This is a genomic window from Deinococcus aetherius (genome assembly GCF_025997855.1).
Taxonomy (GTDB): domain Bacteria; phylum Deinococcota; class Deinococci; order Deinococcales; family Deinococcaceae; genus Deinococcus; species Deinococcus aetherius.
This window is the reverse complement of sequence record NZ_AP026560.1, coordinates 1,613,922-1,633,362: the sequence shown is the minus strand read 5'-3', so window position 1 is coordinate 1,633,362 and position 19,441 is coordinate 1,613,922. Positions and strand designations below refer to the sequence as shown.

General features: G+C 69.9%; 21 protein-coding genes and 1 pseudogene. 10 read left to right on the top strand and 12 right to left on the bottom strand.

The window, feature by feature from the left end; translation table 11 throughout:
• Positions 1 to 6: 6 nt before the first annotated feature.
• The gene (locus tag DAETH_RS08145) at positions 7 to 627 is read right to left on the bottom strand and encodes a TetR/AcrR family transcriptional regulator (RefSeq protein ID WP_264774399.1); all 621 of its coding nucleotides are present in this window, start codon (positions 625 to 627) and stop codon (positions 7 to 9) included.
• 102 nt (positions 628 to 729) lie between these two features.
• Here DAETH_RS08145 and DAETH_RS08140 point away from each other — a divergent pair, with 102 nt between their 5' ends.
• A complete protein-coding gene (locus DAETH_RS08140; protein ID WP_264774398.1) occupies positions 730 to 1,704 on the top strand; it encodes a hypothetical protein in 975 nt (324 codons plus the stop codon).
• Positions 1,694 to 2,143: a hypothetical protein gene (locus tag DAETH_RS08135; RefSeq protein ID WP_264774397.1), complete on the top strand. Its 450-nt coding sequence runs from the start codon at positions 1,694 to 1,696 to the stop codon at positions 2,141 to 2,143. Before DAETH_RS08140 ends, DAETH_RS08135 begins: the two co-directional genes overlap by 11 nt.
• On the opposite strand, the gene DAETH_RS08130 is transcribed toward DAETH_RS08135, so the two are convergent.
• The gene (locus tag DAETH_RS08130) at positions 2,088 to 2,789 is read right to left on the bottom strand and encodes an N-acetylmannosamine-6-phosphate 2-epimerase (RefSeq protein ID WP_264774396.1); all 702 of its coding nucleotides are present in this window, start codon (positions 2,787 to 2,789) and stop codon (positions 2,088 to 2,090) included. The genes DAETH_RS08135 and DAETH_RS08130 overlap by 56 nt on opposite strands.
• 48 nt (positions 2,790 to 2,837) lie before the next feature.
• On the opposite strand from DAETH_RS08130, the gene DAETH_RS08125 reads away from it, so the two are divergent.
• On the top strand, positions 2,838 to 4,298 hold the full coding sequence (locus DAETH_RS08125) for a glycoside hydrolase family 3 protein (RefSeq protein WP_319993706.1): 1,461 nt from the start codon (positions 2,838 to 2,840) through the stop codon (positions 4,296 to 4,298).
• 109 nt (positions 4,299 to 4,407) lie between these two features.
• Here DAETH_RS08125 and DAETH_RS08120 read toward each other — a convergent pair whose 3' ends face one another.
• Positions 4,408 to 5,304 carry an SDR family oxidoreductase gene (locus DAETH_RS08120; RefSeq protein WP_264774395.1) on the bottom strand — a complete coding sequence of 299 codons (897 nt, stop codon included), beginning with the start codon at positions 5,302 to 5,304 and terminating at the stop codon, positions 4,408 to 4,410.
• Between the two features lie 128 nt (positions 5,305 to 5,432).
• Between DAETH_RS08120 and DAETH_RS08115 the strand changes: the two genes are divergently transcribed.
• Positions 5,433 to 6,008 carry a TetR/AcrR family transcriptional regulator gene (locus DAETH_RS08115; RefSeq protein ID WP_264774394.1) on the top strand — a complete coding sequence of 192 codons (576 nt, stop codon included), beginning with the start codon at positions 5,433 to 5,435 and terminating at the stop codon, positions 6,006 to 6,008.
• Positions 6,009 to 6,150: 142 nt separating this feature from the next.
• Here DAETH_RS08115 and DAETH_RS08110 read toward each other — a convergent pair whose 3' ends face one another.
• Positions 6,151 to 7,026: a DegV family protein gene (locus DAETH_RS08110; RefSeq protein ID WP_264774393.1), complete on the bottom strand. Its 876-nt coding sequence runs from the start codon at positions 7,024 to 7,026 to the stop codon at positions 6,151 to 6,153.
• Positions 7,023 to 7,910 carry an NAD(P)-dependent oxidoreductase gene (locus tag DAETH_RS08105; RefSeq protein WP_264774392.1) on the bottom strand — a complete coding sequence of 296 codons (888 nt, stop codon included), beginning with the start codon at positions 7,908 to 7,910 and terminating at the stop codon, positions 7,023 to 7,025. Before DAETH_RS08105 ends, DAETH_RS08110 begins: the two co-directional genes overlap by 4 nt.
• Positions 7,911 to 7,997: 87 nt before the next feature.
• On the opposite strand from DAETH_RS08105, the gene DAETH_RS08100 reads away from it, so the two are divergent.
• Both DAETH_RS08100 and DAETH_RS08095 read left to right on the top strand, forming a co-directional pair.
• Complete coding sequence (locus DAETH_RS08100) at positions 7,998 to 8,906, top strand: AEC family transporter (protein WP_264774391.1); 909 nt, start codon at positions 7,998 to 8,000, stop codon at positions 8,904 to 8,906.
• 106 nt (positions 8,907 to 9,012) lie between these two features.
• A complete protein-coding gene (locus DAETH_RS08095) occupies positions 9,013 to 9,438 on the top strand; it encodes a hypothetical protein (RefSeq protein WP_264774390.1) in 426 nt (141 codons plus the stop codon).
• Positions 9,439 to 9,457: 19 nt separating this feature from the next.
• Here DAETH_RS08095 and DAETH_RS08090 read toward each other — a convergent pair whose 3' ends face one another.
• From DAETH_RS08090 to DAETH_RS08075, 4 genes and pseudogenes are all read right to left on the bottom strand, one after another.
• Complete coding sequence (locus DAETH_RS08090; protein WP_264774389.1) at positions 9,458 to 10,243, bottom strand: IS982 family transposase; 786 nt, start codon at positions 10,241 to 10,243, stop codon at positions 9,458 to 9,460.
• Positions 10,244 to 10,481: 238 nt separating this feature from the next.
• On the bottom strand, positions 10,482 to 11,039 hold the full coding sequence (locus tag DAETH_RS08085) for a hypothetical protein (RefSeq protein WP_264774388.1): 558 nt from the start codon (positions 11,037 to 11,039) through the stop codon (positions 10,482 to 10,484).
• Positions 11,040 to 11,081: 42 nt separating this feature from the next.
• Entirely contained in the window at positions 11,082 to 12,017 is a 936-nt protein-coding gene (locus tag DAETH_RS08080; RefSeq protein WP_264774387.1) for a prohibitin family protein, read from the bottom strand.
• A gap of 36 nt (positions 12,018 to 12,053) precedes the next feature.
• Positions 12,054 to 12,428: pseudogene (locus tag DAETH_RS08075) on the bottom strand (YchJ family protein).
• Positions 12,429 to 12,460: 32 nt separating this feature from the next.
• Between DAETH_RS08075 and DAETH_RS08070 the strand changes: the two are divergent.
• On the top strand, positions 12,461 to 13,273 hold the full coding sequence (locus tag DAETH_RS08070) for a TrmH family RNA methyltransferase (RefSeq protein ID WP_264774386.1): 813 nt from the start codon (positions 12,461 to 12,463) through the stop codon (positions 13,271 to 13,273).
• A 10-nt stretch (positions 13,274 to 13,283) separates the two neighbouring features.
• A complete protein-coding gene (gene pepF / locus DAETH_RS08065; RefSeq protein ID WP_264774385.1) occupies positions 13,284 to 15,080 on the top strand; it encodes an oligoendopeptidase F in 1,797 nt (598 codons plus the stop codon).
• A 77-nt stretch (positions 15,081 to 15,157) separates the two neighbouring features.
• On the opposite strand, the gene DAETH_RS08060 is transcribed toward pepF, so the two are convergent.
• From DAETH_RS08060 to DAETH_RS08050, 3 genes are all read right to left on the bottom strand, one after another.
• Complete coding sequence (locus DAETH_RS08060) at positions 15,158 to 15,400, bottom strand: ChpI protein (RefSeq protein WP_264774384.1); 243 nt, start codon at positions 15,398 to 15,400, stop codon at positions 15,158 to 15,160.
• Positions 15,401 to 15,521: 121 nt separating this feature from the next.
• Entirely contained in the window at positions 15,522 to 15,983 is a 462-nt protein-coding gene (locus DAETH_RS08055; RefSeq protein ID WP_264774383.1) for a YbjN domain-containing protein, read from the bottom strand.
• A gap of 86 nt (positions 15,984 to 16,069) precedes the next feature.
• The gene (locus DAETH_RS08050; RefSeq protein WP_264774382.1) at positions 16,070 to 17,116 is read right to left on the bottom strand and encodes a M24 family metallopeptidase; all 1,047 of its coding nucleotides are present in this window, start codon (positions 17,114 to 17,116) and stop codon (positions 16,070 to 16,072) included.
• 105 nt (positions 17,117 to 17,221) lie between these two features.
• Between DAETH_RS08050 and sucC the strand changes: the two genes are divergently transcribed.
• Both sucC and sucD read left to right on the top strand, forming a co-directional pair.
• Positions 17,222 to 18,409, top strand: coding sequence for an ADP-forming succinate--CoA ligase subunit beta (gene sucC, locus DAETH_RS08045; RefSeq protein WP_264777411.1), 1,188 nt, complete (start codon positions 17,222 to 17,224; stop codon positions 18,407 to 18,409).
• Positions 18,409 to 19,320: a succinate--CoA ligase subunit alpha gene (sucD, locus tag DAETH_RS08040; RefSeq protein WP_264774381.1), complete on the top strand. Its 912-nt coding sequence runs from the start codon at positions 18,409 to 18,411 to the stop codon at positions 19,318 to 19,320. The genes sucC and sucD overlap by 1 nt, the downstream gene beginning before the upstream one ends.
• The last annotated feature ends 121 nt before the right edge of the window (positions 19,321 to 19,441 follow it).

Sequence of the window (19,441 nt, the reverse complement as noted above, 5' to 3'; positions counted from 1 at the left end):
AAAGGCCTACTCACCCCCGATTCCGCCCAGCACCAGGCCCACGATCTGCTCGGCGAGGCGAGGCCGGGGCAAAAGCTCCTGCAACTCGGCGAACTCTGCCACGAGCCCCAGCAGGGCCCAGGCCGCGAACTCGGGGTCGTGGGGGGGCAACTCGCCTCGCCGGGCGCCGCCCTCCAGCACGCCCAGCACCTGCCCGTACACCCGGGTCTGAAAGGCCCGCGCCATGTCCTCGGCGTGAGCCCGAGGCAGAAAACGGCCGCTGTCGCGCAGGACCCGCGCCGGGCTGCCGCTGCTTTCCAGCCCCCAGCGGGCCACCGCCTCCAGCTGGGCCCGCGCTCCCCGCGCCGCCAGGATCGCCGACGAGAGCGCGTCCCCGTGCCGCTCCAGGCTGCGGTGCCCGACCGCCAGGATCAGGGCGTCTTTCCCCTCGGGAAAGTGGTGGTAGAGCGTGCCCTTCGTGAGGCCCGCCGCCCGCGCCACGTCGTCCATCGACATGCCCGCGTAGCCCCGCGCCGTCAGCAGCGCCTCGGCCCGGTCGAGGATCTGCGCCCGGGTGTCGCCCCCGCCCTCCGTGCCCGAACGCCGGGGGCGGCCCACCGGATTTTTTGCGCGCCCTCCCGAATCCACCGCTTGCCCTCCTTCCCATCCACAGTGTACCGTAGATCAATCAATCGACCGGTCGATTGATTTATGGGGCACCGGGCCCCACTCACCCTCAAGGAGGACGGTATGACCCTCGTGAACCGTTGGCGTTCCCTGACCCTGCCCCACGCGATGCTGGCCGCTGGCCGCAACCTGGGAGGGACCCTGCTCCGCACGCTGAGAGGGGCGGTCACCGCAGTGGGCCGGGCCGTGAGTCACCTCGCGGGCCCGCTGGGAAGCGAGGTGGCGAGCGGGGTGCCGGAGCCCGTGGTCTCCGCGCCGGGCCAGGGACCGGGGAGACTCCTGCGCGCCGCCGCCCTCGCCGTGCCCTTTCTCAGCATTGTTCTGGGAGTCCTGAGCAGCGCGCGGGGCTGGTTCGGGCCGAGTATCGAGGAATTGTCGGACCGCCAGAACACGGGCATCCTGATCCTGCCGGTGAACGGTGCGTTCAGCATCTGGGGCCCGATCTACTCGGGGCTGCTGGGCCTGGCCGCCGCGCAGGCCTTCGGGGCGGGCCGGGACAACCCCCGTTACACCCGGGCCCGAGTGCCCCTGATCGTCAACATGGTCTTCAACTTCGTCTGGTTCGTCGTCACCCAGCGCGAGGAGCGCCTCTTGTCGGTCGCTGTCCTCCTGGGGCAGTTTCTCACCGCTCTGTGGCTGTACCACGCGCTGGAGATTCCCCGGGTGCGGGTCGCGGGGCTGGAGCGCGTGCTGCGCGTCTCCGCCAGCCTCTACGCCGGGTGGCTCACCGTGGCGAGCGTCATCACCATCGCCGGGGCACTGGAGTTCGTGGGCTTCAGCGGCCTGGGGCTGAGCGCGCCCGCCTGGGCGGTCATCATGCTGCTCGCGTGCGCGGGCATCGGCCTGCTGGGGCGCTTCGCGTGGCGCGACCCGGTGTACGGGGCCGTGTTCGTGTGGGCCTTTTCCGGCGTGGCGATCAAGCCGGGACAGCCGCAGAGCGTGGCCCTCACCGCGTGGCTGCTCGCCGGGGTGGTGCTGGCCTCGCTGCTGCCTCCGGTGGCGAGGCGCCTGGCTCCCGGCCTCGACCGTGAAGGGTGACGCCCTTCCCACCCTGAACCCCGGCCGCCTCGTCCTGACCCCCATCCTCGTCTTCTTCGGCGATGTTCTGATCGACGGCAACGCTACCCACCCGTTCAACCCCCACCCGTTCGACCCACAGTGGCCGCCGCACGCCCGGTCTCACCTCGTCATGGGGTTCGTCGCCTTTGCCGCCCTGGGAGCGCTGGGGCTGTGGTTCCTGTGGCGCCCCGGGCAGGAGGCCCTGTTATACCTGCGGCTCGCCGCGCTCATCCCCATGGCGCTCGTCGACTCGCTGTACGTCGCCGCCCTCGTGCCGACCACGGTCCTGCTGTACGAACCGGGCCTGCCCGTGCTGCGCGTCCTGGGGGTGGGGCTGCCTCCCAACCTGCTCGCGGGAACCCTCACGCCCCCCGCACCGCCTCGGCGAACCAGCGCGTCACGTGATCCGGGCGGGTGATCGCGCTCCCCACCACGGCCGCGTGCGCCCCGCGCCGCAGCGCCTCCGCCGCCAGCTCGGGTGTGTTCAACCGGCCCTCGGCGATGAAGGGCAGCCCCTCGGCCCGCAGGGCGTCCATCAGGGCGAAGTCGGGGCCAGCCTGCTTCGGGCTGTGCGGCGTGTACCCGCTCATCGTCGTGCCCACGATGTCCGCGCCCGCCGTGTAGGCCGCCTGCGCTTCCTCCAGCGTGCTGATGTCCGCCATTGCCATCGCCCCCGCCGCGTGCGTCGCCCGGACGAGTTCGGCCACCGTGAAGGGCCTGGGCAGGTCCGTCCCGTCGAAGGCCACCACGTCCGCGCCCGCCTGGGCCACCTCGCGCACCTCGTCCGGCGTGGCGGTGATGTAAACCTCCGTGTTCGGGTGGCTGTTCTTCGTCAGGCCGATGATGGGGACGTTCCGGCCCTCCGCCTCCAGCCGAGCCCGCACCCCCCGGATGTCCTCGCCGCCGCGCAGCCGCAGGCCCGAGGCGCCGCCCGCCAGGGCCGCCCGGCTCAGCGCCACGATGATGCTGACCTCCCGCAGCGGGCTCCCCTCGTCTGCCTGCACGCTCACGATGAGTTGGCCCCGCAGTGTCTTCAGAAGAGGGGCTGCCAGGATGGGATGCATGGGCGTCAGGATACGCACCCGGCCCCGCCCTCGCTTAGGCTGTGGCGCGTGACCTCTCTCCAACCCGGCTCGCTGGTGATGGTGGACATCCCCGGCCCCACCCTCGACGCGGACACGGCGGCCCACCTGCGGCGGCACGACATCCGCAGCGTGTGCCTCTTCGGCAAGAACGTTCAGGACCCGGGGCAATTGCGGCGACTCTGCGCCGACCTGCGCGACCTGCTCGGCGAGGACGCTCTGATCGCCCTCGACCACGAGGGGGGCGCCATCCTGCGCCCGACCTTCTGGCCCTTCGCCCCCTCCGCGATGAGCCTCGGCGCGGCGGACGACGCGCAGCTCACCGAGGACGTAAGCGCCGCCCTCGCCCGTCAACTGCGCTCGGTGGGTGTGAACTGGAACTTCGCCCCCGTCCTCGACGTGAACGTGGACCCGGCCAACCCCGTGATCGGCGAGCGGGCGTACGGCGCAGACCCCCTGCTCGTCGCCCGGCATGGGGCGGCGGCGCTGCGAGGCCATGCGCGTGAGCGGGTCGCGGGCTGCGTCAAGCACTTCCCCGGCCACGGCGACACCCACCTCGACAGCCACCTCGCGCTGCCCCGGGTCAGCAAGACCCGCGCCGAGCTGGACGCCGTCGAGTTCGTCCCCTTCCGCGCCTGCCTGACGAGCGCCCCCGCCGTCATGACCGCCCACATCGTCTACGACGCGCTCGACCCCGACTCTCCCGCCACCCTCTCCCGCGCCGTCCTCACCGACCTGCTCAGGCGCGAGTGGGGCTACCCGGGCGTCACCGTTACCGACAGCATGGGGATGCAGGCCATCGACGCGAACTACGGGCGCGGGGAGGCGGCGGTCATGGCCCTCCGGGCCGGGGCCGACCTCGTGATGGCCCTGGGCCGCCGCGAGGCGCAGGAGGCGACTCTGGCGGCCATCGGGGACGCGCTGACGGGCACTCTGGACCGGGGAGAGGTGGAGGCCGGCCTGGAGCGGCTGCGCTCGCTCGCAGCCGCCCACCCCGCCGGGGCGGACCCGGCCCTCGACCTCCAGACGGACGCGCCCCTCTTCGCCCAGGCCTGGGCGCGCGGCCTGAGCGTGTACCACACCCCCGTCGCCCCCCCGCCCGGCGCCCGCGTCCGCCTCGTCGCCCAGCGCAAGGTGACGCGCGAGAACGTCAGCGAGGCGAGCGTGGACGCCCACACCCTCGCCCACGACCTCGGGGCCGTGTACGACGTGGACCTCCTCGCCTACGACGACCCCGCCGAACTCGACTGGGCGGCGATTCGTGCTCTCGGCCTCCCCGTGATCCTCGCCACGGCGGCCCGTCACCGTCAGCCCGCCCTGACCCGCGCCCGGCCCGACCTCCACCTCGCCCTCTACAACCCCTACGCCGTCCTCGACGTGCCCGCCCCCGCCGCGTTGACCTACGGCTTTCGTCCGGAGGCCCGCGCCGCGCTGGTCGCCTGGCTGCGCGGGGAGGCGGGGACACCGGGTCGGCTGCCCTTCACCTCTTGACCACCCGGGCCCCGTCCGCCCGGGAGCGGTGGGCGTGGACCCGGTGCGTGACCTGCACCCCACCCGCCACCCGCCGAAGGGCGGAACACCGCCTCTTTACCCCTGACGTTCAGGAGGGGTGGAGAAAGGAGTGGCCCTGTTCGAGATCGTCCAGGAGCCCCGGATGGGTCGGCTGCCAGCCCAGCAACTCACGGGTCAGCGTGCTGGAGGCCGGGGTGTCGGCGGCGAGGAAGCGGGCCAGCCAGCCGAAGTGCTCGGCGGCCTGTTCGGCGGGAATGGAGACCACCGGCAACCCCAGGTGCCGCCCGATGACGGAGGCGATCTCGCGGACTGGCACCCCCTCGTCGGCGACCCCGTGCAGGACCGAGCCCGCAGGCGCCCCCTCCACCGCGAGGCGGAAGAGGCGCGCGGCGTCGAGGCGGTGCACCGCAGGCCAGCGGTTCTCCCCGTCGCCGATATAGCCGGAGACGCCCTTCCGGCGGGCCACGCCGATCAGGGTGGGGATGAAGGCCCGGTCTCCCTCACCGTGGACGGTCGGCGCGAGCCGGATCACGGACGAGCGCACGCCCCGGGGGGCGAGGGAGAGGGCGGCCTGGGCGGAGGCGACCCGGGGGTAGGCCACCGGGTCGGGCGCGTCCCGTTCGGTGATGACCCGTCCCAGGGCGAACCCGGACAGCCCGGAGGCGATGACCAGAGGCCGGTCCGAGCCCTCCAGGGCGGCACCGAGGGTCTCGATGGCCCGCCGGTCGGTCTGTGCTGCGGCCACGGGTTGCGAGAAGTCGTGGTTGTAGGCGAGGTGAATCACGCCGTCGGCCCCGGCCATCCCGGCCTGGAGGCTGTCCGGGTCGTCGAGGTCGCCGCGTTGCACCTCCGCTCCGGTGGCGGCGAGGGCCGCCGCAGACGCGTCCGAGCGGGCCAGCCCGACCACCCCATGACCCGAGCCGATCAGCTCGGAAACGACGGCAGAACCGATAAACCCCGACGCGCCCGTAACGAATACCCTCATAGCTACCCCTCCAGTGAATCGGTCACCCCGCCCCACACGCACCGTTTGCGGCGGGACGCCCGATGTCAGTCACTGACAGAGCGAGTGTACACGATATGTCAGCCACTGTCATCAGGTAGAATCAATGGATGGGTCGGTGGGAGCCGAATACGCGCGGCCGACTGGAGCAGGCGGCGTTGGAGCTGTACATCGAGCGGGGGTTCGAGCAGACCACGGTGGCGGAGATCGCCGAACGGGCCGGCCTCACGGAGCGGACGTTTTTCCGGCACTTCGCCGACAAGCGGGAGGTGCTGTTCGGAGACGCCGGCGCGTGGCACGAACGGGTCGTGAACGCCGTCGTCGGCGCGCCGCCGTCCGCAGCGCCGATGGAAGCGGTGGCGGCCGGACTCCAGGCGGCCGGGGCCATCTTCCAGGAGAACGTCGAACGCTCCCGGCGGCGCCAGTCGGTGATCGACGCGAATGCGGAGCTGCAAGCCCGCGAGCTGAGCAAACTGGCCGCCCTCGCCTCGGCCATCCGGGACGCCCTGCACCGGCGCGGGGTCGCGGCCCCCACGGCAGGTCTGGCCGCCGAGGCCGGGATCGTGGTGTTCAGGGTCGCGTTCGAACGGTGGATCAACCAGACCCGTCCCCAGGACTGGTCGCCCCTTGTCCGCGAGTCGCTGGGCGAACTTCAGGCGGTCGTCGCCAGCGAGGAGGTGCGGTAGAGGCGTGCCATTCTCACGCGGCGTGTGAACCCGGGTTCACGGACCGTGAACGCGTGCTGTCAGCTTTCCCCGAGGGCGACCCCGACTGGACCGGTAGGGCCCCCGCGTGTGGGCGCTGTACATAGGCGGCGCACCTGTCCAGCTACCGCTCCCAGACCCACGCCCCCGGCGCCGCCGCCACCCCCAGCGCCCGTGGCCCGGTGTGGACGTTGAGCACCGGGTTCACGCCCGCGAAGCCCGACCACACCACGGGATGCCGCCGCTCGATCACCTCCAGCAGCACGTCGGCGTCCTCGCGCACGCTGCCGTAGAGCAGGCCGAGACGGAGAGGAGTGCCCTCGCCGTGGCGCCGGGTGACCTGGTCCGCGACCGCCTCGATGGCCCCCTTGTAGCTGCGGGCGCGGCCCACGTTCGTGTAGGCGCCCGTCTCCCGCTCCACCGTGATCACCGGCTTGAGGTTCAGGAGCCCGCCCAGCGTGGCCTGCACCCGCCCGATTCGCCCGCCCCGCCGCAGGTATTCCAGCGTCTCGATGGTGAAGTACAGCTCGGTTTCCTCGTATGTCCGCCGCACCCAGTCCAGCGCCGTCTCCAGCGTCTCCCCGCGCTCGCTCGCGGTGGCGGCGGCGTGGACCTGGAAGGCCTGCGCGGCGCTGAGGGTGCGCGTGTCGTGGATGGTCACCGGCGTCTCCGGCACGACCGCCCGCGCCTGCTCGGCGGCGTTGCGGCTGCCCGAGAGCCCCGAGCTGATCGTGAGGGCCAGGACGGGGAGGACCGTGCCGCCCTCCCGCTCGCCCGCTGCCCGGTACGCCGCCGCCCAGTCCTGCGGGGTGGGCTGGCTGCTCGTGGGATGGACAGGATTGGTCTGCAGTTCGCGGAACAGGTCCTCCCGGCTGATCTCCCGGGTGCGGTAGCTCTTGGAGCCGAAGTTGACGCTGAAGGGCGCGACGGGCACGTCGTTTCTCAGCCCCGCGAAAGCGTCCAGCCCGCCGTCCGTGGCGACGCCGAACAGCGGGCTCACTTGATCTCCGTGGCGTTCATGCGCTCGATCAGCCGCAGGGCGGCGGTGTGGTCCTCGTCCGCGCCGATGACGGTGGCGGCGGCGCGCATCAGGGCCTCGACCTGCATCAGCACCGGGGCGCTCGCCCTCGCTTCCCGCACCACGTCGGCGGCGATCCCCGCGTCCTTGGCGAGCAGCCCCAGCCCGAAGGTCGCGGGAAACTCGCGGGTGAGCACCCGGGCCGGGATCAGGTTCTGGGAGGCGTTGCTGCGCCCGCTGCTCGCGTTGATGACCTCCAGCGCGGCCCCCAGATTCACCCCCGAGCGGGCGAGCGCGGCCAGCCCCTCGCCCGTCGCCCAGAGCGTCACCGCCAGCAGCGCGTTGTTCACCGCCTTCACCGCGAAGCCCGATCCCACGTCTCCCACATGAACGACCTTGCCCGCGAAGGCGAAGCTGTCCCGCACCCGCCCCAGCGCCGCCGCGTCCCCACCCACCATCACCGTCAGCGTCCCCGCCTGCGCCCCCGAGGTGCCGCCGCTCACGGGCGCGTCGAGAAAGGCCACGCCGCGCTCCACCAGCCGGGCCGCCTGCCGCCGCGCCGCCTCCGGGTGCCCGCTCGTGCAGTCCACCCAGGTCGCGCCCTCCTTCAGCCCGTCCGCCACCCCGTCCAGCACCTCGTCCACCTCGGCGCTCGTGGGCAGGCAGGTGAAGATCACGTCGGCCTCGGCAAGTCCCGGGAGGTCCACCACCTCGCCCCCGAACTCGGCGGCGTGCCGCTCGGCCTTCTCCCGGGTGCGGTTCCACACGAGGGCCCGCCCACCCTGACGTTGCATCTGCCGGACGACGTGCGCGGCCATAGGCCCGCCCATCGCGCCCAGGCCGAGGAATGCGGCAATTCTGGTCATGACGCCTCCCAGGCTAAGGGTCAGGCCTTCCCTCCGGGCGGAAGCTGAACCGAGTCCAGAAAAGCGGGGCGGCGTATCCTGCCCCCCGTGTTCGCGGCCCTCCTCAACGTCGTGCTGCCCGTCGTGCTCGTCGCGGGGGTAGGTGCCCTGCTCGCCCGGCGCTTTCCGCTCAGCCAGGACACCCTCGGCAAGGTCAGCCTCAACGCTCTGACGCCCGCCCTGGCTCTGAGCAGCCTGCTGAGCACGACGGTGACCCCCCGGGCCGGGCTGCACCTCGCCCTGGCGTATTTCGCCCTGGCGCTGACCGGCGTCCTCGTCGCCTTCCTCGCCGCCCGACGCGTGCCGGGCCCCACCCGCCGCGCCGTCATGGCGAGCGTCGCCATAGGCAACAACGGCAACTTCGGGCTGCCCATCGCGCTTTTCGCCCTGGGGCAGCCGGGACTCGACCAGGCGGTCGTGATCTTCCTCTGTTCGGTCGTGCTGACCTTCACGCTCGGGCCGCTGCTGTACGGCTCGTCGGGAGGCGCACGGGCGGGCCTGGCCGCCGTTCTCCGTCTCCCCGTCGTGTGGTGCATCGCCGCCGCGCTGCTCGTCCGGGCCTTCGATGTCCCGCTGCCACTCGGCCTGCGCCGGGGCATCGACCTTCTCGGTCAGGCCGCCCTGCCGATGGTGCTGCTCTCGCTCGGCATCCAGCTCGGGCAGGCGGCGCGGGTGGCGCTCACCCGGCCCGTCCTCACCGCCACGCTGCTGCGGGTGCTCGCCATGCCCGCCCTCGCCCTCGCGCTGGGGCTGCTGCTCGGCCTGCGCGGGCTGAACCTCCAGGGTCTCGTGCTCGCGTCGGCCATGCCCACCGCCGTCAACGCCTTCCTCCTGGCCCGCGAGTACGGGGCCGACGCGGACACGGTGGCGAGTGCCGTCGCGCTGAGCACCCTCGCCAGCCTGGGGACGGCGGCGTTGGTGGTGACGCTGCTGCCGGGAATCGGGCGGCTGGGGTGAGTTGTCTTGAATTACAAGAAGCGGACTTTCCCTTATCCGTAGTACGTGCTGAAGTCGGCTCGCATGTTGGCATAATTGTCCCGAGTGGGAGCGGTATAACAGGCGCATGTCCATCGGTGCCGCCTACCTCGATCACTACCAGCGTTACCTGCGGGACTCCAACGCACAAATTAGCTTTGAAGTTGAGGGAAAAACGGTTAAAGTGTTGGACTTTGCTCATGCCATGAAAGATGCGCATATTATGGCGTCCTTAGGTTTGTCGCACTTCAGGCAGGAGCTTGGAGAAGTATGTGAGGTCGTCGTTCCCGTCTCAGAAGGGGATGACATAGTGATGGGGGCCGTAGCGGCTTCTCTATCATTCCTGTTGCATCTGAAAACGGGTATTGAGAGGGTGAGTTACTTGCGGCATCTTCACCGTTCTATGCCCGCGTTCTACAAGCGTTACAGGAAGACCGCAATTGCGTTCGTAGAGCCTTATCCTTTCCCAGAGGGCTTCGCTCGCGTCGAGCTAGATACCGCGAATAGGGATTGACTCGGAGCGCCAAGTGTGATTAGGCGGGGAGGTCAAAGAACTTGAGGTTGTGGGCGAGGACGAGGAGGGCGACCTTGAGCCGCAAGCTCGCCATCGTCTTGACCTGCCCCCACCGCAAGCCGGAACCCACCAGCACCGAGAACGCCGACTCGATGATCTTGCGGGCAGCCGCATATTCGTCTTTCCAACGAGGGTCAGGACGCTTGGCATTGCTTTTGGGTGGCGTCAGGTACGTGCCGGACTGATAGCCTTTGTCCCCAATCTGCTTCGGCCCACCGAAGGTGGGCCAGTCGCGGTTCATCACGCACCCGACGGTGAAGTCATGCTCGTTGGCGGGCCGGAGCACGTACTGGGCGATTTTGCCATTCAGGGTCGTCCAGGCATGCAGCTTGAACCCATACACCGGGCCGGAGGTACTGAAGCCGTGTCGTGCCCCCTTGAACTTGCAACGGGGAGCGCGCTTGAAGGTGCAGACTGGGAGGGGTTCGGAGTCCACGGCCACGAAGTCCAGTGCCTGGACTTCGACACTCGCGCCCTCGATCACAGGGGTCAAGCGTTCCAGCCGGGTACGGGCCTGGACCTCCGAAGGGTAATGGGGACAGTGGTTGAGTTTGAGCATCCTCCACCAGCCCCTGAAGTAGGGTGCTTTGTGAATCCGCTGCAATAGGGCCACCGCCACCAATTCGGCGTCACTGATCTTCTCGTGGGGGTGGACCAGCTTGGATGGCATCTGGGGGGTCAGCCAGACCGTCAGGCGTCGCAGGGCGTCGGGAATGGGGAGTAGACTGAGGTCGGGACGGCACATGAGCACCGTCCCTTTGCCATTTCTCCCCCCACCCTGTCAACCCCTATTCGCGGTTAGATGTCTTGGGACAGCAGGGGAAGCTCTGGATGGGCTTTTTCTTGACAGATGTCGAAGTAGGTTTCGCGGAGAGAGAAGGCTTTGATGCGCTTATGTCCGTGTTGGAAGAGCAGGGCGTTGATGTCATCGAGTTAACGCGACCCTCGGTTGTGTAGTTACCCCGTGAATAGCGACCAAGCCCTTAACCTTTCGGGCCCACATCCGGCAACGCCCATCCCCCAGGTCCTCCCTCCGCCTGAAACCGCTCCCGCAGGAACCGCCCCTGAGTCATCAGCCGGTCGGCGGCGGCGTGGTCGTGCCGCAGCGCCTCGCGCACCCCGTCCTCGATCAGGGCGAGCTGTTCGGTGAGCAGCGTGTCGGCGGGCTGGCCCTGCTCGGCGAGGCGTTCCCGCGCCCCGTCGGTGAGGCCCAGGTATGCCCGAACCGTGTCGGGGAGGTACGCCCGACGCGTCTCGGCGAGCAGGTACGCCGTGCGGGCGTCGGGCGTGCCGGGCGCGGCCTGCGCGTCCGCCACCGCGCACAGGATGGCCCACGTCCGCGTCCGCTGCGGCTCGGGAAGCCGGAGGAGAAGCGACTCCACGGGCTCGGGAGCGGGTAAGGCTCGCGCGGCAGCGGGAAGGGCTTCCCCCCGCCCCGGCGGTAACCTCGCCGCCCGCCGCCCGGCCCTCGTCGTGTTGTCCACATACGTAATGAGGGCGATGCCGCCGAAGATCACCAGCAGCAGCAACACCGCCGTCACGCGCCCACCTCCGCCTTGCCCATGCCCTTACTATGCGTGACCTCAGTCCCCCGGTTTGGTCGCTCCCACCCCTTGCCCCTGAAGGGTTTTGAGGTCCAGCAGGAAGTTCCCGTCGGAGGGCAGCATCACTGTGTTGATGCCGGGCGAGAGCTTCTCGGCCACCGTCAGTTGGATGAGCTGCGGGTTCTCGCGCAGGGCCCGCCCGCGCAGGGAGAGTGCTTGCGCCTCGCCGCGCGCCCGGGCGACCGACGCCTTTGCCGCCCCCTCTGCCTCCACCACCGCGCGCTGGGCGCTGATATTGGCCTGTTGCAATCGGTTGCGCTCCACCGCCACCTGCTGCTCGGCGGTCTGTTTTTGCTCGATGGCCTTGGCGACGCTCTCGGGAATCCGCAGCTCACGCAGCAGCACGGCGTCGAGGAGAATGTTGTTCCGCGCGAACTCCTGCTTGAGCGCCTCCGAGACCCTGACCTCGACTGCCTGGCGCTGGGTGCTGATCAGGTCCGCCGCGTTCACCTGCCCGATGGCGTCGCGCACCTTGGAGCGAATCTCGGGCGCGATCAGCACCCGCTCGTAGGCCGGGCCGAGTTTCTGGTGCAGCTCCGCCGCCCGCCCCGGGTTGATCGCGTACCTGACCGTCACGTCCGCCGTGATGTCCAGCCCCTCCTTGCTTCTGGCCCGGATTGCTCCCTCGTCCCCCTCGCCGCGCGCGTGCGAGAGCGTCACCTCCTGCGTGCGCGTCGAGTACAGGTTCACCCGGTCGACGAACGGCGTGACGAAATGCACCCCTTCCTGAAGGGGCGGGGACTTGACGCCCCCCAACGCGCTGAACACCACCCCCACGTTCCCGGCGGGCACCACCCGCAGCCCCTGCTCCACCACCAGACCTGCCAGCACCAGCCCCCCCACGATCAACCCCAGCCGCACCGGGAAGGCCCGCCGAGGAGCGCCCTCGCCGCCCTGCTCCTGTCTTTTGGTCATGCCCCACGGTACGTCCCGGACGCGCCGCCCGTTCCCTCACTCCCCCGACACGTACACCCAGCGGTCCCCCAGCCGCTCGAAGGTGCTCCGCTCCCGCAGGCGGTGGGTCCGTCCCCCCAACCGCAGGACCGCCGTGAAGCTCACCTCGTCCCCCTCGGCGCGGTGAACCGTCAACCCCAGGTAACGCGCCTCGTCGCCTTCCAGGTCGAGGTCGGGCGGGCACGTCCCCGGGTGCCACGTCTACCGCACGTAGGCCGTGTCGCGCAGGGCGTAGGCGGAGTACCGCGACCGCATCAGCTCCTCGGGGGTCGCCGCCTCCCGCTCTCCCCGGTGCAGGGGACCGCAGCACGCGCCGTAACTCCGCCCCGAGCCACACGGGCAGGGCTTGAGGCTGGGATAGGGGAGGGGCATGGGCAGGAGGAGAGCGGGCATACTGGGCCCCGATGACCGGCGAAGGCGTGATCACCTCCCTGCAAAACCCGCACGTCAAGCGGCTCGTCCGCCTGCGTGGACGACGTGAGCGCGAACGCGAGGGCGTCATCATGATCGAGGGCGCCCGTGAACTCTCCCGCGCGGCGGCGGCAGGCATCACCCCCCAGACCCTCTACCTCTGCCCGCCCCTCTTCAGCCCGGAGGCGCGGGAGGTGGCCCCGACCCTGCCCGGCCCCCCCGTCCACCTCTCCCGCGAGGCGTTCGAGAAGGTCAGCGGGCGCGAGAACCCGGACGGCCTGCTCGGCGTCGCCCCTGCTCCCGCCCCCTCTCTGCCCGACCCCTCCGGCGACGCCATCCTCGTCGTGCTGCACGGCCTGGAAAAGCCCGGCAACATGGGCGCGATCCTGCGAACGGCGGACGCGGCGGGGGTCTCCGGCGTGATCGTCCTCGGGCGCGGCGCCGACCCCTACGGCCCGAACGTCATCCGCGCGAGTCAGGGCAGCGTCTTCAGCCTGCCCGTCGTCGCCTTGGAGGAAGGGGACGCGCTGGAATGGCTCGTTGAACGTGGTTTTACGCGGGTCGCCTGCACCCCCGACGCCCCCCGGGTCTACTGGGACGCGCCGCTGACGGGCCGGGTCGCCCTCGTCCTGGGGGCCGAGCACGAGGGCCTGCCCCCCGAGTGGCGGGCCGCCGAACTCCCCGTCCGGGTGCCCATGCACGGCGCCGCCGACAGCCTGAACGTGGCGACCGCCGCCGCCCTCGTCCTGTACGAGTGCCTGCGGCAGCGCCGGGTGGCGGGGGGTCAGGCCCGGAAGCGGTGCTAGCCTCTGCGGCATGACCACAACCTTGCCGAGGCGGGCCGACGTGCCGCGCGAGCAGACCTGGGACATCGAGGCCCTGTTTCCTACCCCGCAGGATTGGGAGGCCGAGGCGGAGGCGCTGCCCGGGCTCATCGACGCCCTGAGCAGGTACGCCGGGCAGCTCGGGGGCGGCCCCGACGCCCTCGCCGCCTACCTCCGCGAGGAGGGCGAGGTCGAACTGCGCCTGACCCGCTTCCTCTCCTATGCGAGCATGGGCGCCAGCGTGGACGGCCGCGACGCCGTGGCCGCCGCCCGCCGTGACCGGGCCAACGGCATCACTGCGCGGTACGCCAGCGTGACCGCCTTCGCCCGCCCCGAACTCCTCGCCCTCGACGAGGCGACCGTGCGGGAGTGGCTGACCCGCCCCGACCTCGCCGACTACCGCATCCGCTTTGAGCGTCTCTGGCGCACCCGCGAGCATGTCCGCTCCGCCGAGGTGGAAGAACTCCTCGGCGCCGTCCAGGCCCCCTTCGCCTCGGAGCGCGGCATCCACCCCACCCTCGCCAACATGGACCTGCGTTTCGGCACCGCCGGGGATGAGCCCGTCACTCAGGGCAACGTGGACCGCCTCACCTCCGACCCTGACCGCGAGGTCCGCCGTCAGGCCTGGGAGAACTACGCCGACGCCCACCTCGCCGTCCGCCACGCTCAGGCGGCGATGTACGCCACCAACGTCCGCCAGAACGTCTTCCTCGCCCGCGCCCGCCGCTACGAAGGCGCGATCACGGCGACCCTTGCGCCAGACCGTATCCCGCCCGAGGTCGTCACCACCCTCCTGGACACCTACCGCGCCCACACACCCACCTGGCACCGCTACTGGAACGTACGCAAACGCTGGCTTGGCCTCCCCGAACTGCGCGAGTACGACGTGAAGGCCGCCCTCGTCCCCCCCCGCGAGGTGACCTACGAGCAGGCGGTGGAGTGGATCGCGCGGGGCATGGCCCCCCTCGGCGAGGAGTACGTGAATGATCTGCGCGCGGGGCTGACCGAGGGGCGCTGGGTGGACTACGCCGCCAACGACGGCAAACGTCAGGGCGCCTACTCCGCCGGAGCCGGGCGCGTCAAGCCGTACATCTTCATGACCTGGAACGGCACGTTGGGCAGCTACTCCACCCTCGCCCACGAGATCGGCCACTCCATGCACTCGCTGCTCTCCCAGCGCGAGCACCCCTTCAGCGTGCCCCGCTACACCCTCTTCCACGCCGAGGTGGCGAGCAACTTCAATCAGGCGATGGTCCGTCAGTCCCTCTTGCAACAGGCGCGCGAGGCGGGTGACACCGACTTCGAGGTGGCAATCATCGAGGAGGCCCTCTCCAACTTCCACCGCTACTTCTTCATCATGCCCACCCTGGCTGCCTTCGAGCTGGAGTGCTACCGCCGCATCGAGGCGGGCGGCACGCTGAGCGCCCCCGACCTCATCGACCTCACCGCCGACCTGCTCTCGCAGGGCTACGGCGACGGCGTCAAGGTGGACCGCGAGCGCAGCGGCATCCTCTGGGCACAGTTCTCCACCCACCTCTACGCCAACTTCTACGCCTACCAGTACGCCACCGGCATCAGCGCCGCCCACCAGCTTCTCGCCGGGTTCGCTGTTGATCCCGAGGGCGCCCGCGAGCGTTACCTCGCCTTCCTGCGCTCCGGCGGCAGCCTCGACCCCATCGACGCCCTGCGTGAGGCCGGGGTGGACATGCTCTCACCCGAACCCGTGGAGGCGACCTTCCGCACGCTGGCCGGGTATGTGGAGCGGCTGGAGGAGTTGGCGGGGAAGTAGTGCTTAAATTAATACAAGCAGGCTGACTCTTCCTTGGGGGCAGGCGACTCATTAGCCTGCTCCCTCAGTCTCTCCGCTCAATCCTGCCGCTCCTGCCGCCGCCGCACCTCGAAGCCGAGTTCGACTGGAGCAACCTCGAGACGGCTGTCCTCCTCAGCATGAAGTTCACCGAGTTGTACGGTCATGTCGTCGTTCTCGTGGCGGTCAAGGTACTCTCCAAGCACACAGGCGTAGAGCTCGCCCTTCGAGAGGAAACGCCGCCATGCGTACCGCTCACCACGCTCGTACGGGGTGTCCGAGACAGAAATTGCCGTCTTCACAACACAGGCATAACAACAATTTGTTTGGGAATTTGCTCTCTAGCCATATTCTAGTGATTTTTATCACCAAAACGGGTAAACCAAAGGGGGCAAGTCTCCCCGCCCCCTTTCTTCACCCTGCTTACGCCTGGGGCTGCTGGAGCTGCGGCCCGGGGACGTAACCCTCCAGTGACGCGTAGTCGTCCTGAAAGTGCATCAGCACGCCGCCGAAGAGGGTGTCGAAGGTCTCCTGGGGCATCTCGGCGAGGGTGGGGTAGAAGCCCACGTACTCCAGCCAGACATTGCCGTCGGCGTCGATGGAGCGGGAAAAGGCCCGCTCGCGGTTGCGGTCGTTGAGCATCATCGCCACGTCGAGGCGGCGGTCGGCGTACTGCTTCTGGGTCACGCAGGTGATCTCCAGGCGGCTGGTGTTGTTGGGGCCGTCGTTCACGGAGACGAGCACCGCTGCGTCGCCCATCTCGAAGCGCCAGCCCATGCGGATGAAGCGCTGCCCGTTGTTCTCTTCCATGTCGAGCTGGACTTCCTTGTCGCGCAGGTACTTCGCGAGCGTGTCCAGCGTCAGAAGCGCCGTTTCCATCGTCATCGAAACCAATCCTCCTCTAAGGGGTGAAGCCCGGGGCCGATTCTAACACCCTCTCCCGGGAGCGGGGTCAGCCTGGGTGACGGAGCCTACACCCGCTCTTTAGGGGTACGGCTCAGCACCTCGGAGCCGCCTTCCGTCACCAGCACGAGGTCCTCGATCCGCACCCCGCCCACCCCCGGCAGGTACGCGCCCGGCTCGACCGTCACCACCATGCCCGGTTCCAGCACGTCCTCGCTGCCATTCCTGAGCCCCGGCCCCTCGTGGATGTTCAGCCCGACCCCGTGCCCCAGCGAGTGTGCGAACGCCTCGCCCAGCCCGTGCCGCTCCAGAATCTCGCGGGCCAGCGCGTCGAGGTCCGCTGCCCGCGCACCCGGACGCACGGCGGCGACGGCGGCCTCCTCCGCCTCCAGCACGGCGTTATACACGCGGCGCATCTCCTCGCCCGGCGTTCCCGCCGCCACCGTGCGCGTCATGTCCGAGTGGTAGCCCCTGAGGCGCGCCCCGAAGTCCACCGTCACGAGTTCACCGTCCCCGATGACCCGCTCCGACGCCACCCCGTGCGGCATCGCCCCGCGCGGCCCGCTCGCCACGATCACGTCGAAGCCGACCTCTGCCCCCGCCCGCCGCAGCCCCAGTTCGAGTTCCAGCGCCACGTCAAGTTCGCGCACCCCCGCCCGGATCATGGGCCGGACCTCCCCGAACACACGGTCGGCGAGGTCCTGGGCGTCGCGGATCGCCTGCACCTCCCCCGGCGTCTTGACCAGGCGCAGGGCCTCCACCAGACCCCGGGTCGGCACCAGCGTCGCGTCCCAGTGTGCCCGCAACTCCTCGAACCCCGCCACCGTCAGATACTCGGCCTCGAAGCCTACCCGCAGGTCCCTGACCGGGGAAGCGGCGTGCTCGTACGTCTCGGGCGGGCGGGCGATCACCGGCGGCAGCCGTGACTCCTCCCGCGCCTGCACGGTGTAACGCGCGTCGGTGTAGAGCGTCGCCCCCTCCGCCGTAACGAGCACCTTCCCGTCCGCTGGGCTCGAAAAGCCCGTCAGGGCGCGCACGTTCGCCGGGCCGCTCACCCACATTGCGTCCACGCCCGCGCGGCTCATGGCCGCCCTCAATCCCTCCAGTTGGCTCATTGCCGGGCAACGTAACACACGCCGGAGCCGCCCCCGCTCTGTCCCCACGGTGGGGACAAGGGGCCGGGGAAACGGCGGGGCGGCTTATACTCCTTGCTCGGGACAATAAGGAAATCGGCCTCACCCAGAGCCACAGAGGAGGAAACCGTGAAGCTTCACGAGTATCAGGGCAAGGAGCTGCTGCGCCGCTTCGGCGTCAACGTGCAGGAGGGCCGGGTCGCCTACACGCCCGACGAGGTGCGCGACATCGCCCGCGAGTACGGGCAGCCCGTCGTCGTCAAGGCGCAGGTCCACGTCGGCGGGCGCGGCAAGGCGGGCGGCGTCAAGTTCAGCCCCAACCTCGACAAGGCCTATGAGAACGGCCAGAACATCCTCGGCATGGACATCAAGGGCCTCACCGTCAAGAAGGTCCTCGTCACCAAGGCCGTCGACATCGACGCGGGCACCGAGTACTACGTCGGCATGATCGTCGACCGCAACGTCCAGTCCTACACCCTGATGGCCTCCGCCGAGGGCGGCATGGAGATCGAGGAAGTGGCCGCCGCCACCCCTGAGAAGATCATCCGCCACCGCGTGGACCCCGTCACCGGCCTGCGTCCCTTCGAGGCGCGCGAGGTGGCGATCCAGGCGGGCTTCAGGGGCAACCTGAACAAGATCGCCGACATGATGGTCAAGATGAGCGAGGCGGCCCTGAAGATGGACGCCGTGCTCGTCGAGATCAACCCCCTCTTCGTGGAGGCGGACGGCACGCCGCTCGCGCTCGACACCAAGTTCGAGATCGACGACAACGCCATGTACCGCCACAAGGACCTCTCCGACTGGCGCGAGCTGGAGGCCGAGCACCCGCTCGAAATCGAGGCCAGCAAGTACGGCTTCGCCTACGTGAAGCTCGACGGCAACGTCGGGGTCCTGGGGAACGGCGCGGGCATCGTGATGACCTCCCTCGACGTGGTGAACCGCGCCGGGGCCAAGCCCGCCAACTTCCTCGACATCGGCGGCGGGGCGAAGGCCGACATCGTGTACAACGCGGTGAAGCTCGTCTCCAAGGACCGGGACGTGCAGGCCATCTTCATCAACATCTTCGGCGGCATTACCCGCGCCGACGAGGTGGCCAAGGGCGTGATTCAGGCGCTGCAAGACGGCATCCTGACCAAGCCCGTGCGCATGCGCATCGCGGGCACGGCGGAGGAGGAGGCCAAGGCCCTGCTCGCCGAGGTGAACAGCCCCCTGATCCAGATGTACCCCGACATGTTCCAGGCCGCCGAGGCCGCCGCACAGGAGGCGAACAAGTAATGGGTATCCTCGTCAACAAGGACAGCCGGATCATCGTCCAGGGCATCACCGGGCGCGAGGGCGCCAACCACGCCCGAGCCATGCGCGAGTTCGGCACCCAGGTCGTCGCGGGCGTCACCCCCGGCAAGGGCGGCCAGGACTTCGAGGGCTGGCCCGTCTACAACTCCGTCGCCGAGGCGAAGGAGAACCACGACGCCAACGTCTCCATCATCTTCGTGCCGCCCGCCGGGGCCGCCGACGCCGTGCTGGAGGCCGCCCACGCGGGCATCCCCCTGATCGTCCTGATCACCGAGGGGGTGCCCACCGTGGACATGATGCGGGCGGTGCAGGAGGTCAAGGCCCTTGACGCGCTCAGCCGTGAGCAGGGCGGCCCCGGCATCCGCCTCATCGGCGGCAACTGCCCCGGCCTCGTCACCAGCGGCGAGTGCAAGGTGGGCATCATGCCCAACCGCATCTACCAGAAAAAAGGCCGTGTGGGCCTGATCTCCCGCTCCGGCACCCTCACCTACGAGGCCGCCAAGCTCCTCGGCGACGCGGGCCTGGGCACGAGCACCACGGTCGGCATCGGCGGCGACCCGGTGATCGGTACCACCTTTGCCGACGTGCTCCCCATGTTCGAGGCCGACCCCGAGACGGACGCGGTGGTCGTGATCGGCGAGATCGGCGGCGCGGATGAAGAGGCCGCCGCCGAGTACATCGCCCGGAACATGAAGAAGCCGGTGGTCGCCTTCATCTCGGGCCGCTCCGCCCCTAAGGGCAAGCGGATGGGCCACGCGGGCGCGATCATCATGGGCGACGTGGGCACCCCCGAGAGCAAGCTCGCCGCCTTCGGGGCCGCGAACGTGCCCGTCGCCGACACCATGCCCGAGATCGTGGACCTCGTGAAAAAGGCGCTGGGCGTCACCGCCTGAGACTCAGCCGGACCAGGGGAGAGGGGGCCGGAGCCGCGACGCTCCGGCCCCCCTTGCTTCCCCCACGGACCCCCTACCAAACGTCCTTTTCAATCATCCCGCCGTCAGCCCCGCGCGTAGA